Source organism: Pseudoalteromonas rubra (assembly GCF_004212645.1).
Taxonomy (GTDB): Bacteria; Pseudomonadota; Gammaproteobacteria; order Enterobacterales; family Alteromonadaceae; genus Pseudoalteromonas; species Pseudoalteromonas rubra_G.
Map to the genome: position 1 here is coordinate 20734 of NZ_PPUZ01000010.1, position 13887 is coordinate 34620.

Annotated in this window: 3 protein-coding genes; all 3 read right to left on the reverse strand. The window is 52.0% G+C overall.

Annotated features, from left to right (window positions below):
- Positions 1 to 44: 44 nt before the first annotated feature.
- Genes C3B51_RS04015 through C3B51_RS04025 form a run of 3 tightly spaced genes read right to left on the reverse strand, consistent with a single transcriptional unit; the run spans position 45 to position 13883 of the window.
- On the reverse strand, positions 45 to 752 hold the full coding sequence (locus tag C3B51_RS04015; RefSeq protein WP_130244249.1) for a hypothetical protein: 708 nt from the start codon (positions 750 to 752) through the stop codon (positions 45 to 47).
- Complete coding sequence (locus C3B51_RS04020) at positions 746 to 7138, reverse strand: non-ribosomal peptide synthetase (protein WP_130244250.1); 6393 nt, start codon at positions 7136 to 7138, stop codon at positions 746 to 748. Before C3B51_RS04020 ends, C3B51_RS04015 begins: the two co-directional genes overlap by 7 nt.
- 4 nt (positions 7139 to 7142) lie before the next feature.
- Positions 7143 to 13883 (reverse strand): non-ribosomal peptide synthetase, encoded by a 6741-nt coding sequence (locus C3B51_RS04025; protein ID WP_130244251.1) that lies wholly within the window; start codon positions 13881 to 13883, stop codon positions 7143 to 7145.
- Positions 13884 to 13887 lie beyond the last annotated feature (4 nt).

Here is a 13887-nt window from a genome sequence, read left to right on the forward strand (position 1 = left end):
TTTTTATTATCTTTTTACTTGTTATTATTTTTCAGGTACGGGCGTTATCGCACGATAACCGTAAACTCGAGCTTGCAGTGATCTACGTTTTCCGCCTGCTCCAGTGGCGTCAGTCGCCACCCTTTGCGCAACCCATACTCTGTCATTTCTTTGATTTTATTGAGTTCAAAGGTAACGAAAGGGGCCTCCTGATAGTCGAGCTGGACACGCTTCCCCTGCAAAGTCCAGCGCCCTTCAAAACTGACCTCTTCGCTGGTGGTCTCTGAGTCAATGCCCATCTCCAGTGTGTACCGCTGCGGCTCCAGGGTTAAGTAAGCAAAACTGTAGCGGCCACACTGTACCCCGGTGTACTCCTGGTAGACTTCAAACTCCTGATCAACGGTCGCTGAGGGCTTGAGGCTGCCAAACACGTACAAGCCCAGATTGGTCTTGGTGAAGCGGTGTTTTCCAGATGCAAAGTACTGCACATCCAGATGCTTACCAGTACGAGACTGATACAGTGCCAGTAATCGCTCAGCTTCTCCTTTGTTACCCATATCAAGCGGAAACACCAACGTATCGCCCTCAATGTTGGCCGGGAAGTCATACCGATTCACTATCGCCTCATACCCGCCTTCAGTGATCCAGTCGACCGTTGCTGCTGCCTCTTGCTCGGTCATGTGCTTGGCAAAGACATGTACCTGAGGAACCGACGCACAGCCACTTAACAGGATCGCAAGTGGCCATATAAATTGAGTTAAAGGTTTTACCATTCCAGCTCCTCCACCGTTGCTTTTTGGTCTTCAAAATAGGTTGCCACGTCAGCCAAAGTACTCAGGGTTAGGAATTCAGCCATGCTCATATGCGTCGCAAAATGCGCATTCATGACACCGACGATTTTGGTCAGATGCAAAGAATTCCCTCCCAGATTGAAGAAGTTCGCTTCACTGTGGGCACTGTTCTCATCCAGCTCCAGCACGCCAGACCAGAGCTGCCAAACAGCCTGCTCTGTCGGTGTCAGTGTTCCAGAGCCAGAAACCTGCAGATGTTGTTCATCCTGTTGCAGTAATTTCTTTTTATCGAGCTTGCCATTCGGTGTGTATGGCAATTCTGTCACCAGCCAGATACGCCGTGGCTGCATATAGGCAGGCAGCTGCGTTTGTAACCATGCTGACAAGGCTTCGCTGGTTGTGGATTGGGCGTTATGCAGAACCACGAACGCGATGAGTTGCTTAGCCTCGTTTTGTGCTTCTTTAACCACGATATGGGCCGTCTGGACTGCATCATGGCGTGCCAGTACTGACTCCACCTCTTTTACTTCAATGCGTTGTCCATTGATTTTCAACTGCTCGTCATTGCGGCCGATAAACTGGATCTGGCCATTCCCCACCGCACGCGCCAGATCGCCACTGCAGAACATCTTTTGCGATCTATCATCCATGGTATTGCGCACAAAGCGCTGTGCACTGAGCTCTGGTTGATTGTGATAGCCCAAGGTCACGCCCATGCCCGTAATACAGATCTCTCCAATGGCTCCGTAAGGCAGCAACATGCGCGCATCATTCAATATGTAGAACGCCATGTTGCGCACTCTTCTGCCCAACCGAACCGCCTGTTGCGGTGCATCGTAACAGTCTATGGTGGTGCACAGGCTGCACTCAGAGGGCCCATACAAATTGAACACGGTGGTGTATTGCACTGCGTAATTCACCGTATCCAGCGGCAGCATTTCCCCGGCTGCCAGCAAAGACTTGATATGTGACAAGGTTTGCGGTGTTAACTGAGGGATAGCGGACGGGGTCATGGTCACTATGTTGATGTCATGAGCCTGGATCAGGGCATTCAGGTACTGCATATCTGCGCGCTGACCCAAAGTGAAGGTACAGCAACGGGCACCGCGGATCAGGGGCATATAGATATCGGCAATGGCACCTTCAAAATTGACCGAAGCATACTGTAGTACGCTGTCCCCTCGTTCAATATTGAACAGCTCACTTTGATAATCAACCGCATTGAGCAGCCCCAAATGGTGATTCAGGATCCCTTTGGGCCTGCCCGTCGAGCCTGAGGTGTAAATAATATAAGCCGGGGTCTGCGGCGAAACCTCATGCTCCAGGTTTTGGGTAGCCAGCGACCCACTGTGTGCCAGCAATTGTGCGCTTGAAACGGACTGACACGCAAACGGCCCACGGTGCTCTGCCTCATCACTCAGCAACAGTGCGGCCTGCGCATCTTCAATGACCATGCTCAGACGAGCGTCAGGCATCTCATGATCGGCCATAATCACCGTTGCACCGAGTTTGTGGAGCGCCAGCACACAACTGATAAAAGTCACCCCAGATGGTAAGTTGATCACCACCCGATCTTCTTGGGCAACGCCCAACCCGGTTAGTAACCTGGCAATCTGGTTTGCTTGCTGATTGAGCTGCTGATACGTCACACTGTGCGCGGATGTCCCCTCCTTGAGCGTCTGCGGGCTCAGCTCTGTGACCGCAATGGCTTCAGGCATAATGTCGGCACAGTGTTCAAACATGGCAACCAGACTATTAAACTCTGGGACGGCCGCGGTACTGTGGTTGTCTGTGATTACCAGCTGGCGATAGGTTTCATCGTCAACAACAGGCACATCACATAAGCGTTTGTCCGGCTGAGCGACCAGGCGTTCAGCCAGCAATACTAAAGTTTCAACCACACTGCGGATCAGGGTTTCACTGTACAGAGCACTGCGGTAATCAAAGTGCAGTGCCAGCGCATCTTGCTCTTCGACTAAGTTAACCGTCAGGTCAAATTTCGCTTTGTGCGTATCGGGTCGTTGATACTCAATCTCCAATCCGGCGACTGACAACTGCTGTACAACATTATCCGCTTGCTGATAATTAAACATAATTGGAATATCACGCAATTCACGCAGTACATGGTTGCCCGGCAGCATAGGTAACACCTCAGACAAAGGCAGACTATGCATCGCAAACTGGTCGCTCAGGTTGGCCTGTACCTGACGGGCCAGCTCAGTAAACGAGCTATGGTAATCCACCTCATGCTGGATCCATTGGGTCTGGATAAAGTATCCCTGTACAGACTGCCAGGCAGCATGATCACGCAAACTGGCCATATAGGCATAGTTGACCGTCCGCTCGCCCCAGAACAGGCTTAATGTGTAGCTAAATAGCGCCTGCATCAGTGCATTCATCGTCAGCTGATTGGCGCTGGCATAGGTGCGCAACCGAGCCAATGTCTCTGTACTTATCTGGCTACTGACTATTTTGCCCAGCTGAGGGTCCTGGCCGCTGTCGTGTTTATCCTGAGGCAGCTTACACAGCTGCTCAATGGCACTGAGTTTGTCACGCCAGCGCTGCATATCCGCCTGATAGTCAGGCGCCTGCTTGTCCCGTCGTGCTGCATTGACGATAAAGTCAAAATAGTTGTATTGCGCAGAGTCCTGCACGACGCCCTGACCTTCGCATAGTGACTGATAAGCAGACATCAGCTCTGCGTTGAGCAGATTCACCGACCATTCGTCAGTAATGATGTGATGAACATCAAAGATTAAGTAGTGCAATGTATCACTGACAGATAACGTATGCAGCTCAAGCATATTGCTGCTTTGCGCGCTGCGATGATAATTGTCAATCCATGCCCGAGCCTGCGCTGCGTCCGGGACTTGATGAACCTGCATCGCATGACTGTGCGGCTTTACCTGCTGGCATATTTTGCCGTCAATCTCGACCAGCTCACTGCGATAAATCGGGTTGTTTAGCACGACACTTTTATAAGCGGCGTCGAGGGCGATTAAATCTAATGGTCCATGCACTGCGAAATCCGCCACAATCCGATACAAGCGTTCATCCTGACTGGCCTGCTGCGCGAACCACAGAGTTTGCTGTGCCTCAGATAATGCAATAGGCTGGCTCAGATCTGCTCTGATCAAATCCTGCTGTTGTGTACACGTCTGGCTTTGCAACCATTGATACTGCGCTTCAAAGCTTTGTTTGTGAACCAATGTGGCTACCGGTACATCAGCAGCGAAAGTTTGCTGTAACAACATCGCCAGCTTGATCAACTCAATAGAGCTGCCACCGAGGGTAAAGAAACTGCTGTGGGGCTCAATTACGCACCCTTCTCCAAGGCACTGCTGCCAGGCTGCCAGTAACTTGCGCGCCACAGCGTCGTCCCCTATCAAAACCGTTTCTTGTGCTTCAGTGAGGTGCGCCTGCCAGTGTGCCTCCAGAGCTTTGCGGTCCACTTTACCATTGCGGTTAATGGGCATCTGCGGCAAGAAAAAATACTGCTGAGGCAACATGTACTGAGGTAATTGCTCAGCCAACCCCTGAGTCACCCGACTACGCTCGGCCTCATCCGCTACCATAAAGGCCACTAACTGAGGGCGCTTGTCACTGCGATGCAGCAACATCACCTGGGCTTCATCGACCTCTGCGAGCCCTCTGAGCACTTTTGCAATATGATTGGGTTCAATACTGAAGCCATTCAGTTTGACCTGAAACGCTTTACGGCCATAACAGTACAACTGTCCCTGCTCGTCATAGCTCACGACGTCGCCGGTACGAAAGGCGATGCTGCCATCGTTCTTGATGGGATCGGGCACAAAACGCTCGCTTTGCTGTTGTGGTGCATTCAGATAGCCCAGCCCAACGGCCGGACCCGCCATATATAATTCGCCGCGCTGTCCCGCCGGAACAGGCAACTGAGCATCATCCAGTACATACACCTCAGTGCTGCTAAAAGGCATACCTATGGGCGCAATTTCCAATCCTGGTTGGGCACTGAGCCGCGCCATAATATTGGATACAGCTGTTTCCGTAGATCCATAAATGTTATAAAGCGCACATTGCTGATGTGGCCAGCTCAGACACAACTCAGGGTCTACTGGCTCCCCCCCGACCAGCAAGGCATCCAGGCATTCGGGCACTCTGGCTCGACCTTCTTTTACCCCTGTGCTCCATTGATGCCAAAACGCGGTAGGCGTTTCCATGATATTGACTTGGTAGGTTTCAATGGCATCGCATAACTCATCAATGCCAATATTACTATGCTCAAATACCCAACAGCTCGCACCGCCAACCACCCAGCTCAGATACAGCTCTTCGAGTAACACGTCAAATCCGATCGAGCTGAACTGGAACACCTTCACATGCTCGCGCAGTGATAACGCATCGGCCATTTCAAGCATGGTTTTTATATAGGCCTGATGGTGGCACACAACGCCTTTTGGCACCCCGGTGGAGCCAGACGTGAAATAAATGGCCGCGGGAGTCTGAGGCTGCACCTCTACAGCCGAAAAAGGCTGTTCAGCCGGCGTTTGTAGATCCACACTCGATGCAAAGTCCACTGCCAGCGTTTCGTCTTCCAGCGGGGTATTGCCGGTGATCAACTTGACGTTTGCACAGCTCAGCATCTGTTTCTTATAGCTAAGTGGCATAGTGGTATCGATTGGTACAATCGCTGCTCCACACAGCCAGATCCCCCACATCGTAATCAATACATCCGGGCGGCGTTGACTGTGAATGGCCACGTTGTCACCCTGTTTGATCCCCCTCTGCTGCAAATGTGCTGCAACCCATTGAGCACATTGATAACTCTGCCGATAGGTAGCACTGCCGAAGCGCCCCTCATAAACGGGTAAATCGCCATAGCGCGCGATCAGCTCAGGCAGGTATTCAACAATGGAGTTTACATTGGGTAATGTCTGTTTGACGGGGTGGGGCTTAGGAAAGTGACAAGCTTGATGTTGCAACGGCAGCTGCGATAAGGGCGTTTGTTCGCCTGCATTGAGGCAAGTTGTAACAAATTCAGGCCACTGAGCCATCAGCTGCATGCGCAGATCATGAGAAAACAACACCGTATTGAATTCAAAATAACAGGTCAGTCCACTTGCGGTTTTCACCACATTCAGTGCCAACTCCATATCCGTTGCATCATGACTGACTTCCACCGGCACCATCGTTAGTCCGTCCAGTGATGGCATGGTAAAGTCTTCTTCCAGGAACGAGAACATAATCTGGATCAGCGGCGCATGACTGCTGTCGCGCACCAGGTGCAGATCGGACACCAATTCAGCTATCGGTACATGAACATGCTCCAATGCCGATTTAATAAGGGCCTGGCAATGTGACAACCAGCTGCCCATGGACTGACCCCCCGATAATCTAAAGCGCAGCGGCAACACATTGACAAAGTACCCAACCAATCCCTGCACATCAGGGTGCTGTCGCGTTGACAACGGAGTACCGATGATCACGTCCCGCTCCTGACTGCGCGTCAGCACAAACAGCGCAAACAAACTAAACATCAGCGCATACTGGCTCACACCAAGATGCTTAGCGCGCTCTGCCAGCTGCTCGCTCAACTCACCAGACAGGCACACCGGCGAGATGGCCCCGGCCTGCGTCAACACAGTTGGGCGTGGCTGGTCATGAATAACGCTGTGCAGCGTTGGCGCATCCTGCAACTGGTTGAGCCAGTATTGTCGTTGCTGTTCAATATCACCGCGCTGGCGGGCCCACTTTGCAAATTCTTTGTACTGACAAGGCAGGGCCGTCAGAGGCTTTGCCGGTTGACCGTAATACTGTGCAAACTCTTGCAGTATAATAGCCACAGAGCGTCCATCAGCGGCGACATGATGAATATTTACCGCCAAAATATGCTGGGTATCATGGCAACTCATCAATGCTACTCGGATCGGTAGTTCCTTTGACAACTCAAATGGCGTCGCAAACCAACGATTGGCCTGAGCAATTGCGGCGTTTTCATCGCTGACGTTAAACATGGCCATCTCGAACATTGCGGCACTTTCGATCCGGCAAACAAACTGGCCTGCCTGCAGCTCATATAAGGTGCGCAGAATTTCATGTCGGGCAATCACCTGCCTGAAAGCCTGAGCGACTTGCTGGGTGTCTAACGGACCACTTAGAGCGACCAGATGACGCAGGTTCTGACTGCTCTGTTGCGGGTTTTGCCAGTGCATTGTCAATGCCTGCTGCTGCGCATCTGAGAGCAATACGGGCTCATCGGGCGCCAATGTAGCAATCGCTGCCACGCGGCTTTGCTCAGCCTGCTTTTTTCTGAGCGCCTCAAACAGCTTACGCTTTTGAGGCGACAGCTTATCTAGCTGACTCTTTGCAATAAAATCCTTGTTTGTCATGTTGTTATTGCTCCATCATTGAATCGAGTAATGCTGACACTTGCTCTTCTGACATTGACTCAATGTCCTGAAGCATGTCTGTTAACTCTTTATTTTGTTGTTGTTTTTGATTGTCGATGTAGGTTGCAAGCGACTGAACATCCGGGTATTCCATGATCAGGTTGAGCGGCAATTTGAGCTCAAAATCAATCTCCAGTTGCTGTAATGCCCGAACGGCCAGTAATGAATTGCCACCCAGCGCAAAAAAGTTTGTTGTGCAGTCCAGCGTGCTCAGCCCGAGCACTTTCTGCCACTGCTGGCTAACCTGCTGTTCAGTCTGTGTTTGTGGTTCGACTGCCTGGTGCTGTTGTGTCAGCTGGGCTGGTGGCAGCTTACTTTCGTCAATTTTCCCGTGCTGATTGCAAGGCAATTGAGGTAGCTGAACAAATGCCGCCGGTATCATATAGGCTGGTAAGCATTGCATCAGTTCCGCTCTGACCTGTTCGCACAGCCCTGCCTGCTCCCCCGCCAGATAGGCCACCAACTGGTCTTCATTATTAAATTGTCTGATGCAAATGTGTGCCTGAGCCACGGCATCATGACGCATGCATGCACGCTCTATCTCACCAAGCTCAATGCGATAACCACGCACCTTGACCTGCCTATCCATGCGTCCGAGATAAAGCAGGCTGCCATTGTCGAGCATGACCACTTTGTCTTTACTGCGATAACTACGTGACAGTTCAGTATGGCTGGCGTGATCCGCAAATGCGCTGGCTCCTGAGGCGAGACCATGATATCCCTGCGCAACCAGCTCACCGCTGATCCACAGTTCACCAATGGCCCCCTTTGGTAACAATTGACCAAACTCATCCACCACAGCCAGTTCGGCGTTGACCACCGCATTACCGATATTGGTGTACGGTGCCTGAGTAACAACACTGTAACTGGCATTAATGGTGGTTTCAGTGGGTCCATAGGCATTCAGGCAGCGACTGGTCGTGCGCTCACAATACTCCTGTAATTGCTCCCAGAGCGCCTGATTCATCGCTTCTCCACCGAGGATCAGATGCAATGGCTGCTGCTGGTCGAGCTGCTGTTGCAAATGTTTGAATTGAGTGACGGTGCCATTATAGATAGGTATATGGAAACGCTTGATCAGGTCAGCCATGGACACCATATCCAGCGAGTCAACCTCCTGCGGGATCACCAATTCACAGCCCATTGCCAGGGTGATCATCCCCTTCAGGCTGGTATCAAAGCCAGGGGAGGCGTTCCAGAGCCAACGTGTTAAGCCGCCCCCGGTTAGCTCAGTCAGCTGCTCCATAAATGCCAGTTTGAAATTAAACAGCTGCTGATGTCCGACACACACTCCTTTTGGTTTACCGGTCGTCCCGGAGGTATAGAGTATATAGGCGCTGGCGCGCGCATCGCTTTGCGGCCTTGGCAAAAACATCTGCTTTTCGGGAACAACTGATTGCCAGTCCGTTACTGCCGCCACATTCGTTTCGCGGAACTGCTCGGCATCTTCACACAGCAATAACCGCGCCTGGGCATCTGCCACAATGTGCGCTACCCGTGTATTTGGATAGCGGCGATCTAACGGCACCACCGTTGCACCAAGCTGCCAGATAGCGAAATACAGGGCCGGCATCGTCAGGTGTTTATCCATATACAGAGCAATTTTGTCACCAGCCTTCACACCATGTGCCTGCAAGTAACTTTGGTAAGCGGATACCCAGTACCACAGCTGCGCAAAAGTGAGCTGCGCAGTTCGGGTCTGAATAGCCAGCTTATCGGGCGTATTGACGACGACATCATACAAACGGCTAGCCAAACCAAACTCTGCCGGCAATGGCTGAGTACAACCGCGGTCAATCGCCGCCTGAGCACTGAGACACATCGGCAATTTTGCTACCGGACGGTGCCAGTTGTCACCGCTGTGAACAATCAAATCCAGCAAACTGTCAGCCAGTTGGGCGACAAATGTCTCTTCGAACAACGCCGTTCTGAATTCCCAGTTGAGCTGCAACCCCTGGTGCTGTTCAATCGCATCCAATTTGAGTTCAAACTTGCAATCACTGACAGGAAAATCCAGTAACTGAGCACTGAGTTGTGGCAAACGTAACGTGTCACTCAAGAAGTTTTGCCACGACAGCAACACTTGTACGATCGGCATTGTATTGTTTAAGCGTGGCGGATTGTGCGCATCAACGATGGCATTAAAAGGATATTGCTGATGGCGCTCAAGCTGTTGTAAATTGTGTGTTTGTGCTGCGATAAAATCCGCCAGAGTCAGCTCAGCTTGTACCTTCGTTCGCACCGGAAGGGTATTGGTGAACATCCCCACCGTATCCTGAAAACGGCTGTCAACCCGGCCATTGTATAAAGTTCCAAATACGACATCTGATTCACCGCTGTAGCGGCTCAGTAGCAGCGCGAACAAACCATTCAAGAGGGTGTAAGGTGTAACCCCCTGGGATGCGGCACTTTGTTTGAATTGCTGATATTGCTCCGGTGTGAGCACACGACTCACACGTTGACCTGCCAGAGTAGGTGGCTGAATATGTGCGTCCGCTCTGAGGCACAAGCCATGGCGAAGTGGCGCTTCATGCAAATAATCCCGCCAAAACGCACGCGCGGCGCGGCCCGCTGAAGCATCCAGGTAGTCCTGTTGCCAGGCAATAAAGTGCCGATAACTCTGATCGCCTTTGACCCCGAACTCTTCCTCCTGAGCGTAGTACTGGGAGAATGATCGGATCAAACTGCTGGAAGAATAGCCATCTGAGGCAAGGTGGTGGACCACTATGCTCAGCACCCACTCTGTATCACTGAGCTGTACCAACGAAGCCCTGGCCAGAGGCCCGTGAGTAAAGTCAAACGCTTCGGTGGCATCCTGCGCTAAAGCCTGCTGCAGAGCATTGTGCTGCTCAGTGGCCGGAAGCTGGCGCAGATCCAACTGCCGTAACGGCCAGTGCTGATGTGTCTGAACCTGTAATTTGGCTGGCTGCTCTGTTTCCACCACTGCGCAGCGCAGCATAGTGTGCCTGAGTAACATGGTATCGAGCGTCTTTTGTAATCGCTCAACATCCAGCTGACCTTGCAGGCGCATCGCGAAGGGCATATTGTACAGCGCGGCAATACAGCGTGTTTTTATGTGCATCCAAATGCTATTTTGCTGCTCAGACATCGCAAACACATCCGTCTGCTCGACGTGTTCATCCATTGTGTTGGGCTGCTCACAAGCCGCCTCATCCACCAACATCAACAATGTATTCGCGTGCTCAGCCACTTGCTGACAACGCACTTCACAGTGGTTCTCATCCAATACCAGACACACAGTATTGCCATGCCTTTCACGCCAAATTCTTCCGCCAGCGATCACCACGGCCTGCCAGATTGCTAAGGCTTTGAGCACCTCATCATGACTCGGGTTAGCGCTGTGGCTGGACGGTGTTAAGCGAGTAACCGGACCCGTATGGGACTGCTGTCTGGACATCAAGTCGATGACCTGAGCCTGTAATTGCACACTTGGCAGTAAATAAAAATGACTGGCTGTCAGTGGCACCTGCCAGTGCTGCTGGATCTGATGCACCAGCTGGACAATTTTCATTGAATCTCCGCCTGCGACAAAGAAGTCGATGCTGATGTCCAGAAGCGGTTTATCCAGCCATTGATTCCACATCTCCAACAAGGCTATCTCAGTCTCACTGTGCGGTCTTTGTAGTGCCTTTGAGTCGGCACAGTCTTGCCCGGCCGCTCTGAGTGCCGCGGTATCCACCTTGCCGTTACTCCCCAGGGGTATGTGGGTCACAGTTAAACAGCGTCCCGGAATCATATAGTCGGGTAAGTAGTTATGACAAAACTGCTGGATTTCGTTGCTACTTAAGGCTGTGTGAGGCGCCGGAATATAATACAGCTCAAGTCCATTTTCCTCGCTCAGTAAAGCGACCGCAGCCTCAATGTTCGAGTGCTGGCGTACAATGCTTTCAATTTCTCCCAGCTCTATACGATAGCCTTTGTGATGCACCTGACGATCTATCCTTCCCAGGTAAATCAACTCCCCATTGTGGTTGCGATAAACCCTATCACCGGTCCGGTATGCCCGCACAGGTTGATTGGCTAACATCAAAGTGACAAAACGGTGTTGCTCAGGCGCTCCGTCCCGATAGCCTGCTGCCACAGAGTGGCCGAGGATCACGAGCTCCCCGGGCAAGCCATCCGCCAGTACCATCAAATCGGCGTTACAAACCAGCGCATGATTGCCCGACATGGCCTGACCAATCGCCGGGAAAACAGGCCAGCTGGCCGGCTCCGGGGGCAGATTTAACCCAGTCACGACATGCGTTTCAGTCGGGCCATAGTGGTTGACCAACCGACATTGGGGATGATCGCTGAAGAAGCGTCGTATCTCGGGTGTTATCTGCAGCGCTTCTGCGCTGCTGGTCACCACCTTCAGACTTGGCAAACGCCCTCCCTGGTGGCTGATGTGCGTAGCCAGCATTTGCAATAAAGAGTATGGCAGATTAAGCCATTGCAACTGGTGTGTTGTGATTGCATCAGCAAGCTTTTGCATATCTTTTCGACAGCCATCATCGAGCACCACGCAACAGCCGCCACTGGTCAGTGGCAACATAAAGTCTGTAAACGACATATCGAACCCTGTCGCTGCAATAAATGCCCCCTTCAGCGCGCCGCTCAATGCCGGTGTCATGGCTTTGACCGAGGCAATATGATTGGCCAATGCGCCATGCGTTTGTCGTACCCCTTTCGGCTTTCCTGTTGAACCGGAGGTATACAAAACATAGAGTTCAGTCGCCGCATCAGCCCAGGCGACAGGCACACTCTGAGCAGGATGACAGCGCAGGCTTGACGTTGTTATCTGAACACACTGCCCCAATGACGTATCCGGCTCGGCACAGATCATGACTTTGGGCTGGGCATCTTCCAGGATCATGGCATGCCTGGTCGCGGGCTGAGTCAGATCTAAAGGAACATACGCTGCGCCAAGACGCATACAGGCCAGCACAGCAACGACATAATCCACACTGCGTGGCAGGGCAATAGCGACTTTGTCTTTACTGCCCACGTGATGTGTATGCAAGCAGGCCACAGCGCGCTCAACCCGCTCAAACAAAGCCTGATAACTGAGTGTCTGAGTGCCATCTGTCAGAGCGGGGCTGTCTGCATGACGCTGCACCATATCGTGCCACAGAGGCATCAATGGTGCCGCAGGAGGCGGCAATACCGGCAATGAATCGATAGGCCGGGTCAACGAGAATGTGCTGAGTAAGCTGTCGGGTTGTGCACTGCACCACGCCTGTATCAGAGCTTCATAATTTGCCGCCATCTGAACTACGGTCTGCTTGTCATACAAATCCGTATTAAATTCCCAGCGTAAGCGCACAGCATCTTCAACGTGCACTTCCAGTTGTAAATCAAACAGGGCTGACTTGCGCCGCGTGTCTTCCAGCTCAACCGATAAATCATTTAGTGACAGCGCCACCTGACGGTTGTTCTGAAACACAAACAAAGACTGAAATAACGGATGCACACTCATGGAACGATCAGCGAGCTGTTCCACAATCCATTCAAATGGCGTTCGCTGATGCGCCATGTCCTGTGCATTTTGTAGCTGCAGCTGCTTAAGCCAGCTGCGTAAGCCTAGCTCAGGCTTAAGCTCGGTAAAAAAAGGTAACGTATTGACGAAGAAGCCCACAATCGGGTGCAACTGAGCACTTTCCCGGTTGGCCATAGGCACCCCGATGACTTGCTTCATCTCCCCTGAGTACAACCCTCGCAGCCATAAGAAAGCCCCCTGCCAGAACGCAAACTCGGATACGCCGCTGCGACGACAAAACTGTTGGACCTGCGCAGATAAAGGCACAGAAAGTGTTACAAAGACATTGTCGCCCGCATAACTGGCTTTCGCACCGCGAGCCCGATCTGTCGGTAATGCGGAGATCTGCGGTGCATCGTTCAGCCGCTGCTGCCAATAGGCCAGACTGGTCGCCAGGGCGTGCTTACTGTAATGTTGGTGCTGCCAGTAAGCAAAATCATGATACTCAAGCGCGTGCGGCTCGCACGCGTCATCCGGATTGTTATAAAAGTGATTGAGATCTGAGATTAACAGCGCAGTTGACCAGCCATCCGTCGCGATGTGATGAAACGTCAGCAGCAATTTATGGTGCTGTTCTGCCATTTTCACCAGCTCGGCACGCATTTTCAGTTCACTATCAAGTACAAAGGCACGATTGGCCTGAGCGATGGCAATCGCTTCAAAATCGGCCTGGGCGCTGGCACTTGTCGATAAATCCCTGAACTCCAGCTCGAATAATGCCGGATCTAAAGGCCGCTGAACAAAGTGCTCCCCTTGCAGTTCAATACCCATTGCCAGCTGGGTATGCTTACTCAGCAGAGCCTGTAACGCGCGTGTCAGACGCTCAATAGACAAAGTCCCGGTTAACCTGAGTACCGCTGGCACATTGTACTGATGTGAGCCTTGCTCTAGCTGATCGATCAACGCCAGTCGTTGCTGAGCAAAAGACAACGGATACGCCGGCAACACAGGAGCCTGGGCAATGTGTCGCAACACTGAGGGTTGGCGCTGCTGCTTCAGATAGTCTATCAAGGCTGCTTTGTTCTCTCGCAACTGCGCTCTGTCGGCCTGACTCAGCGTGCCTGCAGGCGCTTTGACCACCAGCTCATCACCATCCACTTTTAACAGAATGTTTTTACGCTGGAACTGCTTTAACAACGACTCCATAAGC

Bases quoted from the DNA above. Each gene is read 5' to 3' on its own strand.
- C3B51_RS04015 (WP_130244249.1), bottom strand. From the start codon at position 752: ATGGTAAAACCTTTAACTCAATTTATATGGCCACTTGCGATCCTGTTA.
- C3B51_RS04025 (WP_130244251.1), bottom strand. From the start codon at position 13,883: ATGGAGTCGTTGTTAAAGCAGTTCCAGCGTAAAAACATTCTGTTAAAA.
- C3B51_RS04020 (WP_130244250.1), bottom strand. From the start codon at position 7,138: ATGACAAACAAGGATTTTATTGCAAAGAGTCAGCTAGATAAGCTGTCG.